The sequence below is a fragment of the Gilvimarinus chinensis DSM 19667 genome, assembly GCF_000377745.1.
GTDB classification, from domain to species: domain Bacteria; phylum Pseudomonadota; class Gammaproteobacteria; order Pseudomonadales; family Cellvibrionaceae; genus Gilvimarinus; species Gilvimarinus chinensis.
In genome coordinates this window covers 134955-160131 of sequence record NZ_KB898708.1, presented here as the reverse complement: position 1 = coordinate 160131, position 25177 = coordinate 134955, and the positions used below count along the sequence as shown (strand labels likewise).

Below are 25177 nucleotides of genomic sequence, written 5' to 3'. Positions count from 1 at the left end.
CAGGCTAGCAGAACTGCAGAAAAAAGGCAAGATAAAACGTGTGCGCCCGCGGAAGGGGCGCACTGGTGGAGAAAAGACAGTAAAGATAGTTACGAACTTACCCCGTAGACTTTCTTAAGATGCTCGGTGACCCCTGGGCCAACCTCATCGTGCCGGGCACCATAGGTAATATTGGCGATCATGTAGCCTGTTTTACTGCCACAATCATGGCTACGCCCTACCAGCTCGTAAGCCTCCACCTTTTCTTTTTCAAGCAGCTTATCAAGGGCATCAGTTAACTGAATTTCGCCACCCGCCCCGGGCTGTGTGCGCTCAAGCAAGTCCCAGGTGGTCGCAGACAAGATATAGCGGCCCACTATCGCCATATTGGATGGGGCTTCATCAACTGGGGGCTTTTCTACCATGGCTTTAATTTCACGGCTTTTGCCCTTGCCAATCTCCTGACCATCACAATCAACAACCCCGTACTTGTACACCCACTCCCACGGCACCCCTTCCACCAAGATCTGACTCGCCCCGGTTTCGTCAAACTGCTTAACCATGCCAGCGAGATTTTCTTTTTTCAGGTTGCACTCATAACCGTCGACAAGTACATCCGGCAACAAGACGGCGAAAGGCTCATTACCAATCACGGGCTTAGCGCACATAATCGCATGACCGAGTCCCTTAGCCTCTGCTTGTCGAACAGAAATAACTGTTAAGCCTGGAGGCGTGATTGACTGCACCTGCTCTAACAAAGAGCGCTTAAGGCGGGCCTCTAACTGAGCTTCGAGCTCAAAACTGGTATCGAAATGGTTTTCAATGGAGTTTTTTGATGCATGAGTTACCAGAACAATTTCTTTAATACCTGCCGCAGCGGCTTCATCCACCACATATTGGATTAACGGCTTGTCCACCACTGGCAGCATCTCTTTAGGGATGGCCTTAGTCGCAGGAAGCATACGCGTACCTAAGCCTGCCACCGGAATAACTGCTTTTTTAACCTTCATCCTGATCTCCTTACAGTAACTTAGCTGTCGAGCAACGCTAAAATCTCGTCGGTTTTAGCTCGCATTAATTGCTTATCAGCGCGGCTTTCAACATTTAAGCGCACCACAGGCTCGGTATTGGACATACGCAAATTAAATCGCCAGTCGTCAAAAATCATGCTAACACCGTCAGTGATATCAACCTGTACGGCTTCAGAGGCGAAATGCTTACGAACCTTTTCAATGGCAGCCTTGGCATCGGCCACCTCACGATTTATTTCTCCCGGCGAAGGGAAGCGCTCAATACACTCAGCCATCATGGATGACAGCGTGGCATTCTTTCGACACATCAGCTCCGTAACCAGTAACCAGGGGATCATGCCGCTGTCACAGTAAAAGAAGTCGCGGAAATAGTGATGCGCACTCATTTCGCCGCCATAGATCGCATCCTCTTTTCGCATGCGCTCCTTAATAAACGCATGCCCTGTCTTAGATTGCACCGCCTCACCGCCGCAGCGCTCGGCGATATCTATGGTGTTCCAGGTCAGGCGCGGATCGTGTACTACCTTGCCACCCGGCTCTTTGGTTAAAAATGCCTCTGCCAATAAGCCGACAAGATAGTACCCCTCAATAAACTCACCGTTTTCATCAAAGAAAAAACAGCGATCGAAGTCGCCATCCCAGGCGATGCCCAAATTAGCCTTATGCTCAAGCACAGCTTCACGAGTTGAGTGACGGTTTTCCATCAGCAGTGGATTGGGAATACCATTAGGAAAGGTTCCATCGGGTTCGTGATGGATTTTAATAAACTCAAATGGCAAGTGTTTCTCAATGGCGTCGATCACGTGGCCTGCCGCGCCATTGCCTGCGTTGACGACGATCTTTAAAGGCTTTAACTCCGCCACATCAACATACCCGAGCAAGTGAGCAACGTACTCTGTCAGTGTGTCGGTTTTGGTATAGCTGCCACGGTCCGCCTCAGATACAGGCTCAAACTCGCCCTCTTCTGCCAGCTTCTTGATATCCAGCAAACCTGTATCACCACTGATCGGCTTTGAACCTTCTCGAACGGGTTTCATGCCGTTATAGTCAATGGGATTATGGCTTGCTGTAACTTCGATTCCTCCACCGGCTTTTAAGTGACTGGTCGCAAAGTACACTTCCTCGGTACCGGTCATGCCAATATCGATAACATCCACGCCCTCATCGCGCAGGCCGTTTCCAACTGCGAGCTTTAGTGCTTCGCTCGTTTGACGAACATCCCCGCCTAAAACAACGTCTTTAGGCTTTAGGAACTGGCCATAGGCACGACCAATTCTGTAGGCGATTTCTTCATTTAACTCCTCTCCTAACTTTCCTCTAATATCGTAGGCTTTGAAGCAGGTCAGACTTGCCATATTCTCTTCCATTTTCGGTTCAACTAAGCGGCACTGCGGCCGCATTCGGGTAAAAGTTACAACGACTGCTCGTAAACGGTGCAAGCAAAGTTAATCGCTTGTTTGTGACAATTGCCATGTCGACCTTACAAACAGGCCTCTTTAAGGAGGCGTACATGTAAAACGCCCATCCGATGGGCGCTTGCATGTCTACTGCAAGGATCGTGCGCGTTATTGCTTTTGTTGGATATAATCAAGCATTGACGCTAGAACTTCTTCAATTCCAAGCGAAGTGCTATCGATTAAAATGGCATCTTTGGCTGGCCGCAGAGGTGAGCTAGCACGATTCTGGTCCTGATCATCTCGGATTTTAATATCAGCAATCAAACGATTAATATCCACCTCTTCCCCACGATCCTGCAGCTGTTTAAAACGCCGGTGGGCACGAGCCTCTGCGCTCGCGGTGAGAAAGAATTTCCAATCAGCTTCAGGAAAGATCGTTGTGCCCATATCTCGACCATCGGCCACCAGAGGGCCAGATTCTGCAAACTGCCGCTGCCTGAGCAATAAAGCCTGCCTAACTTCAGGCAGGGCCGCTACCTTTGACGCCCGCATCCCCACGGCCTCGTCACGTATAGCTAGGCTAACATCCTCATCATTAAGCAAAATAGAGATGCCGGCTTCAGAGTGCCGGAATTGAACAGGCAACGACCGTGCGCACTCACTCAGAGAAGCAACATCTGTAATAGCTATACCCTGCTGAAAGCTATGCAAAGCCACTAAGCGATACAAGGCGCCGCTATCAAGTAAGTTTGCCCCGAGCTCCTGTGCTAACAGCTGACTTAAGGTCCCCTTTCCAGCACCACTAGGGCCGTCTATGGTGACAATAAAGCTCTGTTTCATAATCAAGAACGCTCCTAGGGAATTATGGCAGCTCAGAAAGAATGGCGCGGCAAGCTTGGCTAGGGTCACCAGCCTGAGTGACAGGTCTCCCAACAACGAGATAATCGCTGCCCGCACCTACCGCTTCAGCGGGAGTCATAATACGGCGTTGATCATTTTTTGCCGCGGAAGCAGGACGAATGCCTGGAGTGACTAACGAGAAGTCTTCACCACATTTTCGCTTTAGAGCGCTCGCCTCCAACGCAGAACACACCACACCGTCAAGACCGGAGGATTTTGCCAGCGAAGCCAGCTTTAAGACTTGCGCCTCTGGCTCTGAGTCAATACCAATGTCCGCAAGGTCCTGCGACTCCATGCTTGTGAGCACGGTCACACCAATAAGCAACGGCTTGTTAGAGAAAGGCGCTAGCGCGTCACACGCGGCTTCCATCATCCGTCGACCACCACTGGCATGAACATTCACCATCCATACCCCGAGGTTCGCGGCGGCGGCAACAGCTTTTGCCGTCGTGTTAGGAATATCGTGAAATTTTAGATCGAGGAAAACATCAAACCCCAAAGTCATTAACTGTTCAACGAGCTGAGGCCCGCTTGTAGTAAACAGCTCTTTACCCACTTTGAGGCGGCAATCCTGAGGTGATAATTGGTGTGCAATTGTTAGGCAGTCTTCAGCGTTATCGTAATCCATCGCCACAATCAGGCGAGGTCCATCCAGCTGTCGCATATTTCCCCCGTTGTCAGCAACACCCGTCGTAGCGGGTTTGAGTTGGCTATTAAACCAAACTTGGGGTAAATAAGCAGCAAGAAATGCCATTGAGGGTCTCCCCAATGGCAGCTTGCGTCACTGCAATTTGATTTGTGATTTAATATCTTCCAGCGTGGCTTCTCCTATACCATTCACAGCCAGTAGTTGCTCAGGGCTTTCAAAGTTACCGTGTTGTTCCCGCCAGGCGACAATGGCCTTAGCTTTCGTCTCGCCGATTCCTTTTAGCTGCGTAAGATCTTGCACATCAGCTGTATTAATATTTATCACCTGTGCAGGCGGGTTTTGGGCCTCATCGGCTAACGCGCTTAAAGGTGTAAAAGAACAAATCGTGAGAATCAAAAAAAGGGTACGAAAGAAATGTTTCATAGGAATCTCCATATATTATTGGGATGACACGGGCCCTGTCACATGAAAACTTAGTCTATAGTCACATTTCTGCAACATAAGACGAAAAAAGCCGCGACCTTTGCCGCGGTTTTTTGAACTACTTAACATTTATTTAAGCAGCGATGAAAGATCCTTAGCTCCCCAGTGAGGGAAATGTTTGCGAATGAGAGCGTTGAGCTCAACCTCAAACTCGCTGTAATCACTTTCAATACCCGCTTCTGCTGCCAGGCTTTCGATGACCATACCAGCGCCAACGGTTATGTTGGTCAATCGATCAATAACGATAAACGCGCCCGTTTCACGGTTACGACGATATGAATCAGTGACCACCTTTTGCGCAAGAGTAACCTTGGCCACCGCTATGTCATTAAGAGATAACTCCGAGATCGCAGCATGCTCCTGGGTGTTTACATCAATCTGATACTCTAAATCAGAGAAATGTCCACTCACCACCTTGCTGGCAAACTTGAATAAATACTCAGACTTTTGTTTGCCCGGATTTTCATTCATCCACACCACATGCGCTTTCAGGTGACTTGTTTGCTCGACAGCGTCATTTTCCAAGACAAACATGTCGCCACGGCTTACATCAATTTCATCTTCCAGTGTCAGTGTAACCGCTTGACCTGCAAATGCTTCCGCAAGATCCCCATCATAAGTCACTATCGATTTAATTTTACTGCTTTTACCAGACGGCAAAGCTTTTACCGCATCCCCTACTCTCACAACGCCCGAGGCGACGGTGCCGCAAAAACCGCGAAAATCTAGATTCGGACGGTTGACGTACTGAACAGGAAAACGGAAATCGTCAAAGTTTTTATCCGCTGTTACCGGAACCGACTCCAAAATTTCCATCAGAGTTTTGCCGGTATACCAAGCAGACTTTTCAGAGCGATTTACCACGTTGTCGCCATCAAGTGCCGAAATCGGCACAAACTGCACATCTTCCATGCCCAGCTTTTGGGCAAATGCCAAGTAGTCAGATTTAATCTTGATAAAGGCCTGCTCATCAAAATCCAGCAAATCCATCTTGTTAACAGCAACCACGATATGTTTTACGCCCAGAAGTGACGCAATATAGCTGTGGCGACGAGTTTGAGTGACCACGCCATAACGGGCGTCAATCAGAATTACGGCCAGATCACAGGTGGAAGCCCCGGTTGCCATATTGCGAGTGTACTGCTCGTGCCCGGGGGTGTCGGCAATAATAAACTTACGCTTGGACGTAGAAAAATAACGATACGCAACATCGATGGTAATGCCCTGCTCACGCTCGGCCTGCAAACCATCAACCAGCAATGCCAAATCCAGCTCTTTACCTGTTGTGCCATGACGACTGGTATCGGAGCGCACTGCATCCAGCTGGTCTTCATAAATCATTTTTGAATCGTGCAGCAAGCGACCAATTAAGGTGCTTTTACCGTCGTCCACACTTCCGCACGTGAGAAAACGCAGGAGCTCTTTATGTTCATGCTGCTTTAAATAAGCGTCAATATCAGTTTCGATCAAGTCCGATTGATGACTCATTTTGCACTCTCAAATTAAATAACTTTTTGGGGAGGCCAAGCCTCTACCCGAATAGAAAACGAACAAAAAAACTCTTAGAAGTAGCCTTCTTGTTTTTTCTTCTCCATGGAGCCCGCGCTATCATGATCGATAACTCGACCTTGCCGTTCTGATGTTGTGGTCAGCAGCATCTCTTGAATAATTTCTGGCAGAGTTGTCGCTTCTGACTCTACAGCACCGGTAAGCGGATAACATCCCAGGGTTCTAAAGCGCACCATTTTTTCTTGCACCTCTTCCCCGGGCTCTAGTGGCATACGCTCGTCATCTACCATAATGAGGGTGCCGTCGCGCTCCACAACTGGGCGCTTGGCAGCAAAGTACAAAGGCACCAGTGGAATATTCTCAAGATGGATGTACTGCCAGATGTCCAACTCTGTCCAGTTGGATAATGGGAACACACGAATGCTTTCGCCTTGGTCAACACGGCCGTTGTAAATGCTCCATAACTCCGGACGCTGGTTTTTAGGGTCCCAACGATGGTTGCGATCGCGGAAAGAGTACACACGCTCTTTCGCTCGAGATTTCTCTTCGTCGCGACGAGCGCCACCAAAAGCTGCATCAAACTTGTACTTATCTAACGCCTGCTTCAAGGCCTGGGTTTTCATGATGTCGGTGTGTTTGGCGCTGCCGTGGGTAAACGGCCCCACTCCCATATCAACTCCTTCCTGGTTGATATGCACCATCAAGTCCCAGCCTAGCTCTTTCACCCGATTGTCGCGAAACTCAATCATTTCACGAAATTTCCACGTTGTATCCACATGCAACAACGGAAAAGGAGGTTTTCCAGGATGGAAGGCTTTTAAAGCTAGGTGCATCATCACTGCCGAATCTTTGCCGATGGAGTACAGCATCACCGGATTATCGAACTCTGCCGCAACTTCACGGATGATTTGAATACTTTCAGCTTCAAGCTGCTTTAGATGGGTAAGATTATATTGCTCGGACATGCCGCTCACAGTCTGTTGATCAAAAGTTAACCGCCAACCTGGCGTCAGGAGGCGCGTATTATAGACAAAGTTATTCCGCTATTCATCTTAAACCGGCGCAAGGTAACGTGTTTTAGAGGTAAAGTGAACAAACGAATACTTCTATGCTTATACCCTTAGCCAGTGCTCAGGCGGGTTCGCGCTTTACCTGCGAGTGGATATAACGGTCGCGCGCTGTTTTAGCGCGGGTGAATGTTTCTAATAGGTAGCCGCTGTCGCCATCTTCGATGGCTCTGCGTAACCGCTTGAGATTAGACATAAAGAGATCCAGCGACTCAAGAACCCCACTTTTATTCGCCTGCATAATGTCGTGCCACATTAATGGGTCACTGGAAGCAATTCGGGTAAAATCGCGGAACCCCCCGGCAGCGTAACGGAAGATATTGGGGTTATCGATATCATGAGCCAGTGTATCAACTAACGAGTATGCAATGGCGTGAGGTAAGTGACTGGTGGCCCCAAGCACTTGATCGTGCTCTGCAATAGACATTTCTACAACTTCAGCCCCCACACTTTGCCAAACCTGTGCAACCTTATGTAGGTGGGACGCCCCGGTAGTGCTCGCAGGGGTAAGGATTACTCGATGATTGACGTAGAGATTGGGGTTCGCCGCATCGACGCCGCTTTGTTCCGAACCAGCTATCGGATGCCCCAATACCACCTGCTCGGGAAATTCGCCGTACACTTCAAAGACAGCTTCAGCCACACTCCCCTTCACACTGGCACCATCGGTAATGGTCACTTCACTGGAAACGGTGCCTTTGATGCCAGCCAAAACCTGGGGAACGGCTAAAGTTGGTACCGCAATAAAAATTAAGTCGTCGCCATTAAGTTCGCTGGCGACATCACTTAGGCTCAATACTGCGCGGTCAGCCACGCCAATTTCAACCGCTCGGCGGGCTACTTTTTCGCGGCGCACAACGGCAACAACTTCCTCACAGCATTGACGCTCTTTCAAGCCTTTGGCAAGACTCCCTCCAATAAGGCCCGCACCAACCACAACCAGCTTTCGAATCGGTGGTTTTCTCTGCACCATAATTACAATACTGCCTTTGGGTATGAGCCTAATATTTTTAAATCCGCCACGCGCGTAGCCACTTCCTTTAAAGTTTCATGCACCAAAGGCTCATCGACATGGCCGTTAAAATCAACAAAAAAGACGTAGGTCCAAACACCGGTGCGCGAAGGGCGTGTTTCTACACGGGTCAAATCAATATTATTGCGGTGGAAGGGCTCTAACAAATTATGCAGAGCACCCGGCTGATTGCGCATAGCCACCAGTAAAGAGGTTTTGTCGCGCCCGCTGGCCGGCACTTGCTCGGTGCCGATAATTAAAAAGCGGGTGCTGTTATCAGGCTGATCTTCGATTTTCTCAGCCAGTATATCCAGCTCATAAATTTCAGCGGCTTTAGCCGGAGCAATGGCCGCAGCATTCCACTCCCCCTTCAGGCGGCGAGCAGCCTCGGCGTTACTCGAAACCGCTATGCGCTCAGCTTTCGGGTAATGGGAGTCTAGCCATTTTCGACACTGCGCCAAAGACTGACCATGAGAGTAGATTCGGCTGATGCTGTTAACGTTTGTCACCGAGGAAACCACTAAATTATGGTGAACACGTAACTCCACTTCGCCACAAATTTTCAGGTTTGAACCCATAAAATTATCCAGCGTGTGGCTAACAACACCCTCGGTGGAATTTTCTACCGGCACAACGCCATAATTCACGGCACCGGCTTCTACCTCACGAAACACTTCGTCGATTGCAGAAAAAGGCATGGCCACCGCCGACTGGCCAAAGTGTTTTAATGCCGCCTGCTGGGTGAATGTGCCCTCCGGCCCCAGATAGGCCACCTTAATAGGCTGCTCTAGCGCCAGACAGGCAGACATGATTTCGCGAAATAAGCGAGCCATTTCTTCATCGCTTAACGGCCCTTCATTGCGCTCCATTGCTTTACGCAACACTTGAGCCTCGCGCTCAGGGCGATAAAAAAGAACATCGGCATCACCACTTGCACTTTTCACATCGGCCACTTCCTGAGCGCAGCGGGCGCGCTCAGATATCAGTTTGCCGATATCGGCGTCAATGGTATCGATGCGATTCCGTAATGCTAAGAGCGCGTCTTTTGTTTGATCAGACATTTAACTATCAATCCTCATCTGATTGCGCCGCATTATCAGCCTCAGTGGATTCGTCTTCGGCATCCTCATCACCGGCATCTTCAATACGAGCAGCACCTTTCAAATGCTCATTTTCTCGCAGTTTAATCAACCGAACACCTTGAGTGTTACGACTCAACACAGACACTTCATCAACGCGGGTGCGCACCAATGTCCCTTGGTCAGAGATCAACATAATCTCTTCGCCGTCAAGTACCTGTACAGCCCCCACCAGCGGCCCATTACGCTCACTGGCTGCCATTGCGATCACACCCTGGCCGCCACGACCTTTAGCCGGAAATTCTTCCACCTCGGTACGTTTGCCATAGCCATTTTCACTGACGGTAAGCACCTTGCCGTCCTCAACAGGCACAACCATACCGATCACCGATTGGCCTTCGGCCATCTTTATGCCGCGCACACCACGACTGATACGCCCCATAGAGCGAACAGCCGACTCGTTGAAACGCGCCGCTTTACCGTTACTGGCGAACAAAATAATATCTCGATCACCGTTGGTAATGGCGGTGTACACCAGATGGTCGCCCTCATCCAAATCAATGGCTCGTAAGCCAACACTGCGCGGGCGCGAGAACTGATCCAAAGAGGTCTTCTTCACTGTGCCTTTTTCGGTGGCCATAAACACAAAGTGATCGGCATCAAACTCACGCACAGGAAGGATAGAGGTAATACGCTCCCCGTCTTCCAGCGGCATTAAGTTCACCACCGGGCGTCCACGGGACTGTCTTCCAGCTACGGGAATTTGATAGACCTTGAGCCAGTACACTTTACCGGCACTGGTAAAGCACAGCACTGTATCGTGGGTACTGGCAATCAACAGGTGTTCAACAAAATCTTCGTCTTTAACGGAGGTGGCGGACTTGCCCATTCCGCCGCGACGCTGCGCCTGATAATCAGCCAGCGGCTGACTCTTCGCGTAGCCGCCGTGGGAAATCGTCACCACACGCTGCTCTTCGTTAATCAGGTCTTCAACGGTCAAATCCAGAGTCGATGCGGTAATTTCGGTACGACGCTCATCACCGTATTCTTCAACAATCGCTTCCAGCTCTTCACGAATCACCTGCATCAAACGCTCAAAATTACCCAAAATTTCAAGGTATTCGGCGATTTGCTCAAGCTTTTCGCTGTACTCCGCAATCAGCTTGTCGTGTTCCATACCCGTCAGGCGATGCAGGCGTAACTCCAGGATCGCCTGAGCCTGGGTCGGCGACAAATAGTACTTGCCGTCGCGCATACCGAACGAATCGGGCAAATCTTCAGGGCGGCAAGCGTCTTCGCCGGCACGCTCAAGGAACTGCCCCATTTCAGAGGCCTCCCAACCGCGCGCTATCAAGCCTTCTTTAGCGTCCGCTGGCGTTGGAGAGCTTTTAATCAACTCAATAACAGGGTCGATATTAGCGATGGCGACCGCCAGACCTTCTAGAATGTGGCCGCGCTCACGGGCCTTGCGCAACAGATAAACGGTACGACGAGTGACCACTTCGCGGCGATGACGCACAAACGCCTCAAGCAGCTCTTTTAAGTTAAGAACTTTAGGCTGGCCATCCAACAGGGCAACAATGTTGATACCAAATACATTCTGCAGCTGAGTTTGCGCGTATAGGTTATTGAGCAACACCTCAGCGGACTCGTTGCGTTTTACCTCAATAACAACCCGTAAACCGTCTTTATCAGACTCGTCGCGCAGCTCACTGATGCCTTCGATTTTCTTTTCTTTAACCAGCTCAGCAATACGCTCAATTAAACGCGCCTTATTCAGCTGATAAGGAATTTCGGTGACAATAATAGTTTCGCGGCCGGTTTTTTCGTCGACTTCGATATCTGCTTTCGCACGCACGTAAATCCGGCCACGCCCCGTGCGATAGGCCTGAACAATACCCGCCCGGCCATTAATGATTGCCCCTGTCGGAAAGTCCGGACCGGGAATAAACTCCATCAACTCATCAATGCTGATGTCTTCGTTATCAATCAGAGCCAAACAGCCTTGCACCACTTCGCGCAGGTTGTGTGGCGGAATATTGGTGGCCATGCCCACAGCAATGCCCGACGAGCCATTCACCAACAGGTTGGGCACTCGCGTCGGCAGCACATCAGGAATTTGTTCGCTGCCATCGTAGTTGGGCACATAGTCGACCGTTTCCTTGTCAAGATCAGCCAACAGCTCGTGGGCGATCTTCTTCATGCGCACTTCGGTGTAACGCATGGCCGCAGCGTTGTCACCATCGATCGAACCGAAGTTACCCTGGCCGTCGACGAGGGTGTAGCGCAGAGAAAATGGCTGAGCCATACGTACGACTGTGTCGTAAACCGCGGAATCGCCATGAGGGTGGTATTTACCGATCACATCACCCACTACACGCGCGGACTTCAGGTAGGATTTGTTCCAGTCGTTTTTTAACTCGCTCATGGCGAAAAGCACGCGCCTGTGCACCGGTTTTAAGCCATCGCGCACGTCGGGCAAAGCCCGTCCAACAATTACGCTCATGGCATAATCCAAATAGGACTGCTTGAGCTCATCTTCAATATTGACGGGTAAAACTTCTTTCGCTAAATCGCCCATGGATCAACGGGTTCCTTATTGTCGTAAAGCGGTGTGTAGGCCCTGCTCAGAACAGGAGGCGAGACCTTAATCCTGCCGACTTGCACCGCGGTTAACACGGTCAAGGTAAAGTGCTCAATATTACCATAAAATCAGATGGATAGGTGACACAGTGAAGCCCGTCAAACCCACACACAAGCGTCGTTGAGATATAATCGAACTTTGTGGAAAGGTTGCATCCAAGGGAGCCACTATGCCCGCCAAGCAGGCTGTACAGTTATTGATCAAAGCGCGCTGGATTGTCCCGGTTATCCCCTCCAACAGGGTATTAGAGAATTGTGCCATCGCCGTTCATGGGCAAAAAATAATTGCCATCACCCCGTTTGAGGAAGCTGAAAAGCGTTTCCTTGCGGAGCAGACCCTTAATCTTGATCGTCATATTCTGATTCCGGGGCTGATCAACGCTCACGGTCACGCCGCCATGAGCCTGCTGCGAGGATTCGCAGATGATTATCCATTGGAGTCTTGGCTTAATGAGCATATCTGGCCGGCCGAAGCGCAACACGTAGATGCAGAGTTTGTGCGCGACGGGACAGAACTGGCGATCGCCGAGATGATCCGCTCGGGTATTACCTGCTTTTCTGACATGTACTTTTTTCCAGAGCAAGCCGCTCAAGTTGCCCGTCGGGCTCATATACGAGCGCAAATTACCTTTCCCATTCTTGATTTTCCCACCGCCTGGGGAGATGGTCCCGATGAGTATTTCTCTAAGGGCCTGGCCCTGCATGATGAATATCGAGGCGATGACCTAATTCGCATAGGCTTTGGTCCACATGCGCCCTATACGGTATCCGACGAACACCTGCAACGCGTGGTTACTTTAGCGGGAGAGCTTGAAGCTCCGGTACAAATTCATGTACAAGAAACGGCTAAAGAGGTTGCAGAGGCCATCGCTGAGACGGGCCTACGTCCAATAGAACGACTACAGCAGTTGGGATTATTGACCCCGCAGACTCAATGTGTACACGCGACGCAGCTAACGGATGACGACATACAGACGCTCGCCAGTCATGGCGCCCACGTTATCCACTGTCCGGAATCCAACCTAAAGCTGGCAAGCGGACTCTGCCCGGTAGACAAACTACATCGAGCCGGTGTGAACGTTGCTTTGGGCACCGACGGTGCTGCCAGTAACAACAATCTCAACTTGCTCGAGGAACTACAAACCGCTGCACTTCTCGCCAAAGCTGTCAGCGGAAATCCTGCGGCCATGAATGCACATCAGGCCTTGGCCTGCGCGACCATCAACGGGGCAAAAGCCCTGGGAGTTGATCACATCACCGGCTCACTTGAAGTTGGAAAATCTGCCGATATTACAGCCCTACAAATTGATAATATTGCTAATTACCCTATGTACGATCCAGTTTCAGCGATTGCGTACAACAACCGTTCGATGGTCGTAAGCCATGTTTGGGCCGCTGGAAGGGCCCTTTTATTATCAGGCCACCTGCAAACCTTGAACGAGCGAGAGATCAAAACGCGAACCCAGACATGGGCGGCTCGAATTCAATCTACCCCCCGGAGCAGAGCATGACCCCTAACGAGCAAACCCACTCAATCAATTGCGATGCAGAAGAAATCGCCAAATTTGAGCAAGTAGCAGAGCGCTGGTGGGACCCAGAGGGTGAATTTCGCCCTTTGCACGACATGAACCCACTGCGAGCCAATTACATCGATGAGCGCGCCTCTTTAGCCGAAAAAAGCGTGCTTGACGTAGGTTGTGGCGGCGGCATTCTCTGCGAGGCCATGGCCCTTCGCGGCGCCAGCGTCACTGGTATTGACCTGGGAAAAGCCCCACTTGACGTTGCACAAAAGCACGCCGAGCAAAGTAACTTAACGATTAACTACAATTTAATTAGTGCCGAAGAAATGGCCACGCAACAGCCGGGACACTTCGACGTTGTTACCTGCCTGGAAATGCTGGAGCATGTTCCAGACCCTGCCAGCATCGTACAAGCCTGCGCAAATTTGGTAAAACCCGGCGGCCACGTGTTTTTTTCGACCCTTAACCGCACCCCTAAATCCTGGGGCTTAGCTGTGGTTGGCGCCGAATACATTCTGAATTTACTGCCAAAAGGTACTCACGACTACGCCAAATTTATAAAACCTTCAGAGCTGGCTGGCTTTGCTCGCCAGGCGGGGCTCAACTTAATCGACACCTGTGGCATCAGTTACAACCCTATCAGTAAAAGCTTTAAACTTGCCCCCAACGATGTGAGCGTGAATTATCTTATGCACACACAAAAAAACCATTAGGCCCTACGTGAATACAGTAAACTACCAGGCCGTCATGTTCGATCTTGATGGCACCTTACTCGATACCGCCGACGATCTAGCGGCAGCGCTTAACCGGCTTCGGATAGAGCAAAAACTACCACCCTTGGATAAGGCTAAGATAAGACTTAGCGTTTCTAACGGTGCTGCGGCATTAATTCAACAGGCTTTTAACGAGGAACCTGGCAGCGATAATTTTGAAAGTTTACGCAGCCGTTTACTGGAGCTGTACTTGCTCAATGTTGCCGTGCACACAAAAGCCTTTTCTGGAATTGATCAGTTGTTACAGTGGCTTACGGACAACCAAATTGGCTGGGGAATTGCCACCAACAAACCCGAACTGTATACCCAAGCGCTTCTCGAGCAGATGCGCTTCCCCTCCCCCCCAAGTATTGTAATTTGCCCAGATCATGTGACGCATCGAAAACCAGACCCTGAGTCTCTGCTCTTAGCGGCGACCCATTTCGGCTGCTCGCCACAGGAAATCATTTATTTAGGTGATCACAAGCGAGATATCGACTGTGGCAAGGCCTGTGGGGCAACCACTATCGCCTGTACCTATGGTTACATCGAACCTCAGGACGACCCAGCCCAGTGGCATGCGGACCACACCGTTAGCGACCCGCTTCAACTTCCCAAGCTTTTACGTCAACTTTTTCGAAATTAAACACACTATGAATGAGCACATTAAAACTCTGCCCGCTGACTATAAGCCCCGTCAAAACTTACTGCAAAATAAGATTATTCTTGTTACTGGCGCCGGTGGCGGCATAGGCCGGACAGCGGCTATTACCTTTGCGCAGTACGGCGCGACCGTGGTTTTAACAGGGCGCACCTTACAAAAACTTGAAACTGTCTACGATGAAATAGAAGCGGCAGGCCTGCCGCAGCCAGCTATTTACCCTATTAATTTCGAAGGCGCCAAAGAGTCAGACTTTACTGAGATGTGCAACATTCTTGAAGCAGAATTTGGACAGCTGGATGGCATACTGCACAACGCCTCAGAGCTTGGAGACCGAATGCCACTACGTGACTACGCGTGTGACACCTGGAGCCGAGTAATGCAAGTCAACGTTAACGCACCCTTTATGTTGAGCCAAGCACTGCTACCTCTTTTGCTACGCGCAAGCCACGCCAGCATCGTTTTTACGGGCTCAAGTGTGGGTCGCCAAGGGCGGGCCTATTGGGGTGCCTACGCTGCCAGCAAAGCGGCGCAAGAGAACCTAATGCAAACGCTGGCGGACGAACTGGCCGACGATGAGATTCATGTCAATAGCATCAACCCTGGCGCCACCCGAACGCAGATGCGTGCGGCGGCCTACCCAGCAGAAGACCCTTCAACCTTGAAAACCCCCGAAGACCTAATGCCGCTGTATTTGTATCTAATAGGAGAGGACAGCCAAAACATCACCGGGCAACGATTTAATGCCCAATAGATGCTGATTAATTGGATTTTTTTCGCAGAGCGTCAAGCAAGGATGCCTCGGCCCGCGACAGGCCGCAGCGACTCGCCACTTCATCTTTGTCCAAGCCAAGAGAGAGTAAATGGGTCGCTTCGGTATAGGGACGAGAGCCTTCAGAGTTTAGTGCTCCGGAAGACTGGTACTGTGGGTGCGATTCTTCCATGGCAATAATGCGCCGCCCCATCCCCACAGCACCCGTTTTGATAGCAGTAAGATCTTTGTTTAACTTAGCAATGTCCCGCTGAACACTTCGAGCTTGAGCTCGGGCAGTGATCGCCAAACTTATGGCAAGAAGTGCAACGCACGCGGTTACACCACAAAAAAACAATACCCACGAAGCGCTAATCAATTGAGCTGCCATTCGCCCTTCCGTTAGATTTCATCCAACTCCGCCCACTCTTCATTCGTAAGCAGTTTATTGAGTTCGATTAATATTAACAATTCGTCGTTCTTGTGGCATACGCCCTGAATAAACTTAGCGCTTTCTTCATTGCCCACATTCGGCGCCATCTCGATTTCGGACTGTCGCAGGTATACCACCTCAGCCACGCTATCAACCAGAATACCGATCACATGGCTATCAGTTTCAATAATAACAATGCGAGTATTATCGGTAACTTCTCCTGCTGGCAATGCAAATCGGTGGCGAGTATCGATTACCGTGACAACATTGCCGCGCAAATTAATGATGCCTAACACATACGCTGGTGCACCGGGCACAGGAGCGATCTCTGAATACCGCAAGACCTCTTGCACCTGCATAACATTGATCCCATAGGTTTCACCATCCAGGCGAAAGGTGACCCACTGCAGTACCGGATCGTCAGAATTGATGTTTTGATTGGCATTTGTTGCCATGATTCTACCCTCAGTCACAGGCCTCTAGGGCCGCTTTAATTGTCCGAAGTCTGAATGAATACGCTTCAAACTCTTTTACTATAGCATTAATAAATGCGCCAACACTTAACGAGCGTTTTTATCCGCACGTGTCAGTAAACCGCCCATTTGTGGAATATCCAGTAGTGCGCACATGTGCTCTTTAACTGTCCCCGCCAACCAGGGCCGCTGGCTTCGCTCGGTACGCCATTTAACGTCTTCCGGGCTGAGTCGAATAGGTTGTTCTACTGTATCAACGGCCAACCCCCACGGCACACCATTAATAGAAATAACGTACTTGGCCGTTTGCTCAAACACTGAATCATAACGCTCAGGCATAACAAACTTAGCCGTATTGACCGTACGAACCTTACCTGACGGTGTAGGCTGAAGGCCCATAAACCAATCCGCCTGTCCAAATAAGGGGGTTAGCTCATCCGTAAGAGGAGTGATTTGACCCAAAGTAATCAGCGGGACCGCCAAAGTCAGCCCACACACCTTAAACAACAGCACCTCAAACACATCTTGCGCCCATTGTGGGCGGCCATTTTCAGACCAGGCTAACTCTTGCTGTAATGATTCAACCGCTAGCGCGCTTTCGTTTAATTCGGGATGACTTTCCTCAACCTCGGCCACAGACGCCTCTAATACCTTCGTGGTATCTGCAGTAAGTTCAGTTTCAAGCTCCTCAGAGGCTGGCGCATCCACAACCTGCGCAACCTGAAGCTTGGCACTGTGCAAGAGTTTTTGCAGCTGCAAGCGCTTATCGTCTTCAGTGGCGGCTTTTTGTGATAGAGCCTTACGATCTGTTATTTCACCGCTTGAAACAGGCTTGATTGGCTCAGCTTCCGAAGCATCAATAACCAACAAGTCATCAAGGTAGGTTTGCAATAAGTCATCTGGCTGCAAGCTCATCGAGCACCTCCAGCCGTATAAGTGTCAGCAATAGACCTAGAGCCAGGTAGTCGACACAGCCACTTATATAGGGAGCGATACGCATCCACACCACGGCTATCAGGTTCATATAAGTGTGGAGGAATACCCGCTTTACTCGCATCACGAAATTTAGTATCGATTGGAATACGCCCTGGCCATGTGTGCTCAGGATAATCATGTCGTATCGTATGGAACGTACTAACTGACGCCTGGGTTCGTCGGTCGAACATTGTGGGGACGATATGATAACTCACTTGGCGCTTATTTGAACGAAACATCATATTCAAGGTGTTAACCATGCGCTCTAAGCCCTTAAGGGCCAAAAACTCAGTTTGTACAGGAATAATCAGCTCATCACAGCACGCTAGAGCGTTAATCATCAAAACACCCAATAAAGGCGCAGTGTCGATCAAAACCAGATCGTATTCATCTTCAACGGCGGCCAAAGACTGCTTTACCACCAACCCCAACCCCCCTTGCCCGACCGTTTTCCGCTCCAACGTGGCAAGGGCCGTGGAGGCCGGCAATAACGTCATTCCCGGATAACGGGTCGGTAATAGATTGGTTTTGACTAGCGATGGACTTATTTTTTCACGAGCCATAAATAAGTTAATGGCGCCCTTCTCCAGCCTGTCGGGGTCTTGGCCAAAATAGCTGGTCAGAGAGCCGTGGGGATCCAAATCAAGCATAAGCACCCGCAAGCCCTGCTCTAACGCCAGACCTGCCAGGGCAACGCTGGTGGTTGTCTTACCTACCCCACCTTTTTGATTCGCAACTGTCCAAACTTTCAAGCCGTACTCCTGCTCAAATGGCACTCTTACTGGGCACTACCGCTGCGTGGTAATTCCGGGTCACTGCTAAACAACAAGTTCCCATTACCCATTTCCACCGCTTCAATATCCCTATCGGCAGCTGGATAGGTTTCTTCAACATTTTGTTTTTGTTCAGAAGCTTTAGACACTGGCTCCCGCCACTTGCTGGTAGGACGATCGCGCTGGTTTCTGGCGATCATAATGGCCACCCGCCGGTTTTGGGCGCGGCCTTCTTCGGTTTGATTAGAGGCAACCGGCTGAAACTCACCATACCCCACCGCCGCAAGACGATTCGGCTCTACCCCCTCAAGGACCATACGCTTAACAATAGCACTGGCTCGCGCGGAGGATAACTCCCAGTTGCTAGGGTACTCTGAAGTCTGAATAGGAACATTATCAGTAAACCCCTCAATCTGAACGGGGTTATCGGTCTGTTGAACAATCTTCGCGACCCTGGCAAATATATTTCGCGCTTGCGCGCTTACTTCTGCACTGCCAGAAGGAAATAAAATGCTGTCCCGTAACTCTATCTGTAACCACATTTCATTACTGGAGATACCCATAAGCTGGCTATCCAACAAAGACTTAAACTCCTGGCGAAACTGATCTTCGAGCTTTGGCAAGTTACCTTGATCAACGGCCGATGCGTCCTCTGCCGATGTAACGCCTGCAGGCAAAACATTGTCCTCTCTAAACTGTGCGCTCGCCCCCGTTTTACCCGAAGACGCCCTTTTCGGTATCGGCTTAAACGCTTCTTCGAGAGTCGAAGATAGAACACGATATTTGCTTTCATTGATTTGAGAAATGGAGTACATGACGACAAAGAAAGCAAATAACAAAGTGATGAAGTCAGCATAAGAAATCAGCCAGCGTTCGTGGTTGATTTTTAACTCTGTGGAGCGGCGACGAGGCATGACTATCGCAGATAACCGTTTAATTTTATCTCAATAGCCTTGGGATTTTCACCATCAGCGACCCCCATGCTACCTTCAATAAATAGTTCGTGATACCTGATGTCTCTGTCTACGCATTGCCGTAGCTTATTTGCAATGGGCAACAAAAATAAATTAGCTAAAGCTACGCCGTATATGGTGGCGACAAATGCTACAGCAATACCCGGGCCTAACTGATCCGGGTCCGCCAGATTACGCATGACATGAATAAGCCCCATAACTGCGCCAATAATACCAATAGTTGGCGCATAGCCCCCCATGCTTTCGTATACTCGCACAGCATCCATCTGGCGCTGCTCGTGCAGTAGCATATCGGCCTCAAGAACCCGCCTAATCGTATCAGGGGAGCTTCCATCAACCATCAATTCAAGTGCTTTGCGTGCAAAAACCTCTTTTTCCTCATCGGCGACACGCTCCAGCCCCAGCAAGCCTTCTTTACGCGCAACTTCCGACCAGCCAATAAGCTTTTTTACACCCGCGGAAAAGTCTACAGCAGGCGGAATAAATACCCATGAAAACATTGAAATAGCATACTGAAGAGTATCTCGCGGCGTCTGGAGCATTGCTGCACCTAACGTACCGCCAAAAACGATCAATGCAGCGGGAAAGTTCAGAAGCGATGAGAGTGAGCCACCCTCGATAAAATTCCCGCCAATAATGGCAGCAAAACCTATGATAACGCCGACAACGCTGAGTAAGTCCATCACCGCACCTCTTTTGCGATAGCCGGCCCGATCTCTTTCAGTGGTAGGACTTTATCCGTAAGCTTCGCCCGGGCAACGGCCATTGGCATACCGTAAATGACGCAACTGGCCTCATCCTGGCTCCAGATAGTGGCACCGCGCTGTTTTAATAACTCTGCCCCTTTACAGCCATCAGACCCCATGCCGGTCAAAACAACCCCTAGCACTCTATTTCCATAAGCATTAGCGGCAGAGCCAAAGGTGATATCCAGACTGGGCTTATAGTTAACTCTGGCATCATCGGGTACAACCTTGACTTGACCACCGCCACGTTTATCCAGCATAAGCTGTTTTCCGCCAGGAGCGAGCAGCGCTAATCCGGGTCTTAGTATATCGCCATCTACTGCCTCTCTAACCTCAATTGCACACTGCTTATTTAAACGTTCAGCAAAAGCTTTGGTGAAGTTTTCTGGCATGTGTTGAACCAACAACACGGGGGTTGGGAAGCGAGCGGGTAATTTTGTGAGCACCTCGGTTAAAGCTACGGGCCCACCGGTAGATGCGCCAATAATTACCACATTAGGTTTAACGGCTGAGCGAGCCACAGCCGTGCGCGACACAGAAGCTATTGACCTTGGTGCCACCGACGGAGAAGTCTGGTTGAAGTTAATTTCAGGCTCGGCAGGCTTCACTGTTACCTGGTTGCTCTGCCCCTTCCCCTGCTGAGCCAGCGTCAATAATCGTTCGTGCAGTTTTTGCGTTAGGCTTATCGAGTTGCGGGAAACCTCAGCAAAGTCTTTCGGAATAAAATCTAACGCCCCCGCAGCAAGAGCATCGAGCGTTATTCTCGCACCTTCGTAAGTCAAAGATGAAAACATCAGAATTGGCGTAGGATGATCGGCCATGATATGACGTACAGCGGTGACACCGTCCATCACAGGCATTTCAAAATCCATGGTGATAATGTCTGGTTTTAGCTGTTTGGCCTTCTCCACACCTTCTCGGCCATTACTGGCGACACCAACCACTTCAAGATTCGCATTCTGACCAATTATCTCTTTTAGACGGGTCTGAAAAAAATGCGAATCATCTACAATTAAGACCCGTACGGGCATGCTTAATCTCCAAAAATTCTAGGCCCGGTTATGCGCCAGCCGAGTAGTGCTTTAACAGGCTCGGCACGTCCAAGATAAGCGCAATAGTGCCATCGCCGGTTATTGTGGCGCCAGCCATACCCGGTGTGCCCTGCAGCATTTTACCTAACGGCTTAATAACCACTTCTTCTTGGCCAATTAACTGATCTACAACAAAGCCCACACGTCGAGTTCCTACAGAAACAATAACAACGTGTCCTTCCTGCATGGATTTGGCTGACACATATTCACCAGCCACCAACCAGTTTTTCAAATAGAAGATGGGGATTGCTTGGTCACGTACCGCTACACACTCCTGCCCATCTACAATATGCGACTTGCGCAGGTCCATGTGAAAAATTTCATTCACACTGACCAATGGCAAAGCGAATGTTTGGCTTGCCAGCATAATCATAAGGGTGGGCATTATTGCGAGGGTAAGCGGTACTTTGATATTAAACCTTGTGCCTTCACCCATCGTCGATTGAATTTCGATCGAGCCATTAAGTTGAGTAATTTTCGTTTTGACGACGTCCATCCCCACGCCGCGCCCTGAAACGTCGGAGATTTCTTTTTTGGTGGAAAATCCTGGAGCGAAAATCAAATCAAATGCTTCGCTGTCGGATAACCGCTGGACTGTATCCTCGTCAAACAAGCCTTTATCCACGGCGATACGACGCAGTTTGTCTGGGTCCATACCGGCGCCGTCGTCGGTGATTGAGAGCAATATGTGATCGCCCTCTTGCTCTGCGGCCAAAACAACTCGACCTTGGCGGGGTTTACCATTTGCCTCGCGAACTTCAGGCAGCTCAATACCATGGTCAACGGAGTTGCGCACCAAATGCACCAGCGGGTCGGCCAATGCTTCCACAAGGTTTTTATCTAAATCTGTATCTTCACCGACCAACTCAAGGTTAATGTCTTTTTTCAGGTTGCGCGCCAAATCACGCACCACCCGCGGAAAACGACCAAACACTTTTTTGATCGGCTGCATGCGCGTTTTCATTACAGATGTCTGCAGATCGGCAGTTACGACATCTAAATTAGACACCGCTTTGCTGAGCGCTTCATTTTGCGCACTATCGCCCAGGCGAACCAACCGGTTGCGCACCAGCACCAGCTCGCCCACCATATTCATGATTTCGTCCAACCGCTGGGTATCGACCCGTACTGTGGTCTCTACTTGAGGCCCTGCCTCACGCTCGCTCCGGGGCTTAGTTGCCGCCGGGCCAGGCGCCTGAACAGGTTCATTGCTCTTTTTGTCTGTTTCTGGCTTGGGTTGAGCTTTTACCGCCCCGGCCGAAGCTGCGGCTTGTTGAGGCTCGCCATTAGCGTCATGTCCTGAAGGCCCCTTGCCTTTACCATGAAGCTGATCCAACAGAGCTTCAAATTCATCATCTGAAATATCGTTTTTAGCGGCTGGGGGTTCAGGCTTTGACTCAGCGGCAGAGGCTTTTGCTTGCACCTGACCAGCAGGCCCTTTTCCTGCACCGTGCAGCTCATCCAATAGAGCCTCAAATTCATCATCGCTGATGTCGTCACTAGAACTGGCTGCAGTGCCGCCGGAATCATTGCCTGTGCCGGGCGCCTTACCTTGGCCATGAAGTTGATCCAGAAGAGCTTCAAACTCATCTTCGGAGATATCATCACCCGAATTCGAACTCTCTGCCTCAGACGAGGCGCCTGACGGGGACAACGCATCAAGCAGTTCGTTAAACTCTTGATCCGTAATGTCGCTTCCGCCGCGAACCGTTGAATCTGAGCTTGACTCAGCGGGTAACTCCTCGCTGGCAACCGCTTCAGATAAAACGGCTTCAGGTTCGGAAGACTGCAAATCTTCACAGGCCACTAATCGTTCTAAGGTGTGAATAAGCTCTGGGGCAGGAGGGGAAAGTGGTTCACGATGAGACACTTGGTCAAACTGCTGATTAACCACGTCCAGCGCTTGAAGCACAACATCCATTAACTCTGGCGTTACCTGACGCTTACCATTACGGAGTATGTCAAAGAGGTTTTCGGTCACATGGCAGCATTCAACCATGGCCGTTAACTGCAGAAAACCCGCACCACCTTTTACGGTATGAAAACCTCTAAAAATCGCATTCAACAGGTCTTTATCGTCAGGACGGCGTTCCAGCTCCACCAATTGCTCGGAGAGGTTTTCCAGAATCTCTCCAGCCTCCACCAAAAAGTCCTGGAGAATATCTTCGTCATCACCGAAACCCATGTACTATTCCTCTAAAACCCGAGACTGGAGAGCAAATCGTCTACTTCATCCTGGTTGGAGACCACATCGGCTTTATCAGCGTTAATTTGTGGGCCTTCACCATTTCTCTTATTATCGACAACCTTAGTGTTTCCCTCTGTATCGGCCTCAAAGTTCAAACCTGTAATTTCTTCTACTTGCCCCGCGATTCGGACAAGGCTGACAAGGTCTTGCTCTACCTCTTCAATCAGCCCCATTACACGCTTTAACACTTGGCCAGTAAGATCCTGAAACCCCTGCTCAAGAATAATTTCCTGTAGATTATGTCCCAGACGTTCGGTGCCACTTTCCATTTGACCGAGAAAGTCATCCATACGGGTGTAGAGGCTGCGAAACTCGTCCGCGCTCATTTCGCCACTTCGTAAACGTGTCCACTCGGTCCGCAGAGAGTTGGCCTCTTGCCCCAAATTCATCGCAATTGGAGCGGCCTCCTCTACCATATCCATGGTTTTGTCGGCAGCTTTTTGAGTGAGTTCGATTACATATTTCAGCCTATCCGTCGCATCACGAATTTCTGATCGCTCTATATCGGGCGGTTCTTTGCTTAAATCTCCATCAACATTGAAGTTAACGATGGCATTGTGAAGCCCGCGAGTCAGACGCCCTACCGACTGATATAAATGCTTATCACGAGACTCCATAATCGCCTGTATTAACTTGGATGCCTCATCAAAATTATTATCTTGCAGTTTTTCTACCAGCAAACTGGCACTTTCTTGCAGCTCTTGGACGAACAGGCTGTTGTCGTGCTCTTGAATCTCAGAAGTCATGGCAGTGCCTTGTTGTTATGGTTGGATCAACCTACCCGTTCGAATATTTTTTCAATTTTCTCTTTCAGAGCAGCCGCGGTAAACGGTTTAACCACATAACCATTAACTCCAGCTTGGGCGGCCTCAACGATCTGGTCTCTTTTAGCTTCAGCAGTGACCATCAAAACCGGTAGAGAAGCGAGCTTCTCATCGGCACGCACCGCTTTGAGGAGGTCAATACCGCTCATGCCCGGCATATTCCAATCGGTCACCAAGAAGTCAAAACCACCGCTTTTCAGCATTGGCAATGCTGTAACGCCATCGTCTGCTTCGTGTGTGTTGGTAAATCCTAAATCTCGTAACAAGTTCTTTATAATTCGTCGCATTGTCGAAAAGTCATCGACAATGAGAATTTTCATATTCTTGTCCAATGCTGCCTCCATCTAACCCAGGCGGGAAGTTGCGTTAGTAATAAGTCTAGAGTTTTGCCACGTTGACCTTGTGTCTCATGGCACAATTTTCCGCTAAACAGTGTTATCGGCTGAAAAGTACTGGGATTTAGCGTAGCGGTCAATCTTCTGAGCGCCAATCGACCATTCTGGCCCTTAAGCGACCGGCGGCCTGAGAGTGTATTTGACTCACGCGAGACTCGCTAACGCCTAATATTTGACCAATTTCTTTTAAGTTAAGCTCTTCATCATAATAAAGAGCCAACACCATTTTCTCTCTTTCTGGAAGCTGGCCAATAGCCTGCGCCAGTGATTTTTTCAAGCTGTCTCGGGCAAAACCATCCTGAGGATTGATAAATTCGCCACCCTCCCCTACAAGTGTGGCACTGGCGTCGTCGGCGAACGTTTCTTCATAGCTAAACAGGCGGCTTGAATTAGTATCACGCAACATCGCATGATATTCATCAAGATCTACCCCCAGCTCATTGGCGACTTCAGCGTCTTCAGCGTCACGGCCTTCTCGAGCCTCTACCCGGGCAATAGCGTCACTGACTCGGCGTGCATTGCGGTGCACAGACCTTGGCGCCCAATCACCGCGGCGCATTTCATCTACTATAGCCCCTCGAATTCGGATGCCTGCATAAGTTTCAAAGCTGGCCCCTTTAGAGCCATCATATTTTTGTGAGGCTTCAATAAGCCCTATCATTCCGGCTTGAATTAGATCATCTACCTGAACACTTGCCGGCATTCTTAACATCATATGATGAGCAATACGTTTAACGAGGTCAGCGTACTCTTCGACCTGTATATCACTGCCCTGCGCTCGTGCTTCACTGTACATAGCTAGCCCACTTGCC

The 25177-nt window shown here is 49.9% G+C and carries 25 protein-coding genes; 4 read left to right on the top strand and 21 right to left on the bottom strand.

Translation table 11 applies throughout. From position 1 onward, the window contains the following. Positions 1-89: 89 nt before the first annotated feature. From galU to gyrA, 10 genes are all read right to left on the bottom strand, one after another. Complete coding sequence (gene galU / locus D568_RS0110230; RefSeq protein WP_020209510.1) at positions 90-989, bottom strand: UTP--glucose-1-phosphate uridylyltransferase GalU; 900 nt, start codon at positions 987-989, stop codon at positions 90-92. 20 nt (positions 990-1009) lie between these two features. Further along, the gene (locus D568_RS0110225; protein ID WP_020209509.1) at positions 1010-2365 is read right to left on the bottom strand and encodes a phosphohexomutase domain-containing protein; all 1356 of its coding nucleotides are present in this window, start codon (positions 2363-2365) and stop codon (positions 1010-1012) included. 210 nt (positions 2366-2575) lie between these two features. Beyond that, complete coding sequence (gene cmk, locus D568_RS0110220; protein ID WP_020209508.1) at positions 2576-3247, bottom strand: (d)CMP kinase; 672 nt, start codon at positions 3245-3247, stop codon at positions 2576-2578. Positions 3248-3269: 22 nt separating this feature from the next. Further along, a complete protein-coding gene (pyrF, locus tag D568_RS0110215; protein WP_026286970.1) occupies positions 3270-3971 on the bottom strand; it encodes an orotidine-5'-phosphate decarboxylase in 702 nt (233 codons plus the stop codon). A 117-nt stretch (positions 3972-4088) separates the two neighbouring features. Next, positions 4089-4379 carry a ComEA family DNA-binding protein gene (locus D568_RS0110210; RefSeq protein ID WP_020209506.1) on the bottom strand — a complete coding sequence of 97 codons (291 nt, stop codon included), beginning with the start codon at positions 4377-4379 and terminating at the stop codon, positions 4089-4091. A gap of 129 nt (positions 4380-4508) precedes the next feature. Continuing rightward, positions 4509-5927, bottom strand: coding sequence for a sulfate adenylyltransferase subunit CysN (gene cysN, locus D568_RS0110205; protein WP_020209505.1), 1419 nt, complete (start codon positions 5925-5927; stop codon positions 4509-4511). Between the two features lie 74 nt (positions 5928-6001). Then, the gene (gene cysD / locus D568_RS0110200) at positions 6002-6913 is read right to left on the bottom strand and encodes a sulfate adenylyltransferase subunit CysD (protein ID WP_020209504.1); all 912 of its coding nucleotides are present in this window, start codon (positions 6911-6913) and stop codon (positions 6002-6004) included. A 166-nt stretch (positions 6914-7079) separates the two neighbouring features. Continuing rightward, a complete protein-coding gene (locus D568_RS0110195; RefSeq protein WP_020209503.1) occupies positions 7080-7988 on the bottom strand; it encodes a prephenate dehydrogenase/arogenate dehydrogenase family protein in 909 nt (302 codons plus the stop codon). A 2-nt stretch (positions 7989-7990) separates the two neighbouring features. Continuing rightward, positions 7991-9088: a prephenate dehydratase gene (gene pheA / locus D568_RS0110190; RefSeq protein WP_020209502.1), complete on the bottom strand. Its 1098-nt coding sequence runs from the start codon at positions 9086-9088 to the stop codon at positions 7991-7993. Positions 9089-9095: 7 nt separating this feature from the next. Then, entirely contained in the window at positions 9096-11687 is a 2592-nt protein-coding gene (gene gyrA / locus D568_RS0110185; RefSeq protein ID WP_020209501.1) for a DNA gyrase subunit A, read from the bottom strand. Between the two features lie 232 nt (positions 11688-11919). Between gyrA and D568_RS0110180 the strand changes: the two genes are divergently transcribed. From D568_RS0110180 to D568_RS0110165, 4 genes are read left to right on the top strand one after another with little or no spacing between them, the layout of a single operon-like run. Continuing rightward, positions 11920-13260 (top strand): TRZ/ATZ family hydrolase, encoded by a 1341-nt coding sequence (locus tag D568_RS0110180; RefSeq protein ID WP_020209500.1) that lies wholly within the window; start codon positions 11920-11922, stop codon positions 13258-13260. Beyond that, entirely contained in the window at positions 13257-13982 is a 726-nt protein-coding gene (ubiG, locus tag D568_RS0110175; protein ID WP_020209499.1) for a bifunctional 2-polyprenyl-6-hydroxyphenol methylase/3-demethylubiquinol 3-O-methyltransferase UbiG, read from the top strand. Before D568_RS0110180 ends, ubiG begins: the two co-directional genes overlap by 4 nt. Positions 13983-13989: 7 nt before the next feature. Next, positions 13990-14667 carry an HAD family hydrolase gene (locus D568_RS0110170; RefSeq protein WP_245551626.1) on the top strand — a complete coding sequence of 226 codons (678 nt, stop codon included), beginning with the start codon at positions 13990-13992 and terminating at the stop codon, positions 14665-14667. Between the two features lie 7 nt (positions 14668-14674). Then, complete coding sequence (locus tag D568_RS0110165) at positions 14675-15436, top strand: YciK family oxidoreductase (RefSeq protein ID WP_020209497.1); 762 nt, start codon at positions 14675-14677, stop codon at positions 15434-15436. Positions 15437-15443: 7 nt separating this feature from the next. On the opposite strand, the gene D568_RS0110160 is transcribed toward D568_RS0110165, so the two are convergent. The 11 genes from D568_RS0110160 to D568_RS0110110 all read right to left on the bottom strand — a co-directional run bounded on the left by D568_RS0110160 (position 15444) and on the right by D568_RS0110110 (position 25161). Further along, on the bottom strand, positions 15444-15824 hold the full coding sequence (locus tag D568_RS0110160) for a DUF2802 domain-containing protein (protein WP_020209496.1): 381 nt from the start codon (positions 15822-15824) through the stop codon (positions 15444-15446). An 11-nt stretch (positions 15825-15835) separates the two neighbouring features. Next, entirely contained in the window at positions 15836-16321 is a 486-nt protein-coding gene (locus tag D568_RS0110155; RefSeq protein ID WP_020209495.1) for a chemotaxis protein CheW, read from the bottom strand. 105 nt (positions 16322-16426) lie between these two features. Further along, positions 16427-17254: a chemotaxis protein CheW gene (locus D568_RS0110150; RefSeq protein WP_020209494.1), complete on the bottom strand. Its 828-nt coding sequence runs from the start codon at positions 17252-17254 to the stop codon at positions 16427-16429. Next, entirely contained in the window at positions 17251-18066 is an 816-nt protein-coding gene (locus D568_RS0110145; RefSeq protein ID WP_020209493.1) for a ParA family protein, read from the bottom strand. Before D568_RS0110145 ends, D568_RS0110150 begins: the two co-directional genes overlap by 4 nt. A 26-nt stretch (positions 18067-18092) precedes the next feature. Continuing rightward, positions 18093-19001, bottom strand: coding sequence for a flagellar motor protein MotD (gene motD / locus D568_RS19880; RefSeq protein WP_020209492.1), 909 nt, complete (start codon positions 18999-19001; stop codon positions 18093-18095). 2 nt (positions 19002-19003) lie between these two features. Then, on the bottom strand, positions 19004-19744 hold the full coding sequence (locus D568_RS0110135) for a flagellar motor protein (protein ID WP_020209491.1): 741 nt from the start codon (positions 19742-19744) through the stop codon (positions 19004-19006). Continuing rightward, entirely contained in the window at positions 19744-20838 is a 1095-nt protein-coding gene (locus D568_RS0110130) for a protein-glutamate methylesterase/protein-glutamine glutaminase (protein WP_020209490.1), read from the bottom strand. The genes D568_RS0110135 and D568_RS0110130 overlap by 1 nt, the downstream gene beginning before the upstream one ends. Positions 20839-20866: 28 nt before the next feature. After that, positions 20867-23083, bottom strand: coding sequence for a chemotaxis protein CheA (locus D568_RS0110125; RefSeq protein WP_020209489.1), 2217 nt, complete (start codon positions 23081-23083; stop codon positions 20867-20869). A gap of 11 nt (positions 23084-23094) precedes the next feature. After that, complete coding sequence (locus D568_RS0110120) at positions 23095-23892, bottom strand: protein phosphatase CheZ (RefSeq protein WP_020209488.1); 798 nt, start codon at positions 23890-23892, stop codon at positions 23095-23097. A 26-nt stretch (positions 23893-23918) separates the two neighbouring features. Next, positions 23919-24302, bottom strand: a complete 384-nt coding sequence (gene cheY, locus D568_RS0110115) for a chemotaxis response regulator CheY (protein ID WP_020209487.1) — start codon at positions 24300-24302, stop codon at positions 23919-23921. Positions 24303-24441: 139 nt separating this feature from the next. After that, positions 24442-25161: an RNA polymerase sigma factor FliA gene (locus tag D568_RS0110110; RefSeq protein ID WP_020209486.1), complete on the bottom strand. Its 720-nt coding sequence runs from the start codon at positions 25159-25161 to the stop codon at positions 24442-24444. Positions 25162-25177: the final 16 nt, after the last annotated feature.

Bases quoted from the DNA above. Each gene is read 5' to 3' on its own strand.
- galU (WP_020209510.1), bottom strand. From the start codon at position 989: ATGAAGGTTAAAAAAGCAGTTATTCCGGTGGCAGGCTTAGGTACGCGT.
- D568_RS0110225 (WP_020209509.1), bottom strand. From the start codon at position 2,365: ATGGCAAGTCTGACCTGCTTCAAAGCCTACGATATTAGAGGAAAGTTA.
- cmk (WP_020209508.1), bottom strand. From the start codon at position 3,247: ATGAAACAGAGCTTTATTGTCACCATAGACGGCCCTAGTGGTGCTGGA.
- pyrF (WP_026286970.1), bottom strand. From the start codon at position 3,971: ATGCGACAGCTGGATGGACCTCGCCTGATTGTGGCGATGGATTACGAT.
- D568_RS0110210 (WP_020209506.1), bottom strand. From the start codon at position 4,379: ATGAAACATTTCTTTCGTACCCTTTTTTTGATTCTCACGATTTGTTCT.
- cysN (WP_020209505.1), bottom strand. From the start codon at position 5,927: ATGAGTCATCAATCGGACTTGATCGAAACTGATATTGACGCTTATTTA.
- cysD (WP_020209504.1), bottom strand. From the start codon at position 6,913: ATGTCCGAGCAATATAATCTTACCCATCTAAAGCAGCTTGAAGCTGAA.
- D568_RS0110195 (WP_020209503.1), bottom strand. From the start codon at position 7,988: ATGGTGCAGAGAAAACCACCGATTCGAAAGCTGGTTGTGGTTGGTGCG.
- pheA (WP_020209502.1), bottom strand. From the start codon at position 9,088: ATGTCTGATCAAACAAAAGACGCGCTCTTAGCATTACGGAATCGCATC.
- gyrA (WP_020209501.1), bottom strand. From the start codon at position 11,687: ATGGGCGATTTAGCGAAAGAAGTTTTACCCGTCAATATTGAAGATGAG.
- D568_RS0110180 (WP_020209500.1), top strand. From the start codon at position 11,920: ATGCCCGCCAAGCAGGCTGTACAGTTATTGATCAAAGCGCGCTGGATT.
- ubiG (WP_020209499.1), top strand. From the start codon at position 13,257: ATGACCCCTAACGAGCAAACCCACTCAATCAATTGCGATGCAGAAGAA.
- D568_RS0110165 (WP_020209497.1), top strand. From the start codon at position 14,675: ATGAATGAGCACATTAAAACTCTGCCCGCTGACTATAAGCCCCGTCAA.
- D568_RS0110160 (WP_020209496.1), bottom strand. From the start codon at position 15,824: ATGGCAGCTCAATTGATTAGCGCTTCGTGGGTATTGTTTTTTTGTGGT.
- D568_RS0110155 (WP_020209495.1), bottom strand. From the start codon at position 16,321: ATGGCAACAAATGCCAATCAAAACATCAATTCTGACGATCCGGTACTG.
- D568_RS0110150 (WP_020209494.1), bottom strand. From the start codon at position 17,254: ATGAGCTTGCAGCCAGATGACTTATTGCAAACCTACCTTGATGACTTG.
- motD (WP_020209492.1), bottom strand. From the start codon at position 19,001: ATGCCTCGTCGCCGCTCCACAGAGTTAAAAATCAACCACGAACGCTGG.
- D568_RS0110135 (WP_020209491.1), bottom strand. From the start codon at position 19,744: ATGGACTTACTCAGCGTTGTCGGCGTTATCATAGGTTTTGCTGCCATT.
- D568_RS0110130 (WP_020209490.1), bottom strand. From the start codon at position 20,838: ATGCCCGTACGGGTCTTAATTGTAGATGATTCGCATTTTTTTCAGACC.
- D568_RS0110125 (WP_020209489.1), bottom strand. From the start codon at position 23,083: ATGGGTTTCGGTGATGACGAAGATATTCTCCAGGACTTTTTGGTGGAG.
- D568_RS0110120 (WP_020209488.1), bottom strand. From the start codon at position 23,892: ATGACTTCTGAGATTCAAGAGCACGACAACAGCCTGTTCGTCCAAGAG.
- D568_RS0110110 (WP_020209486.1), bottom strand. From the start codon at position 25,161: ATGTACAGTGAAGCACGAGCGCAGGGCAGTGATATACAGGTCGAAGAG.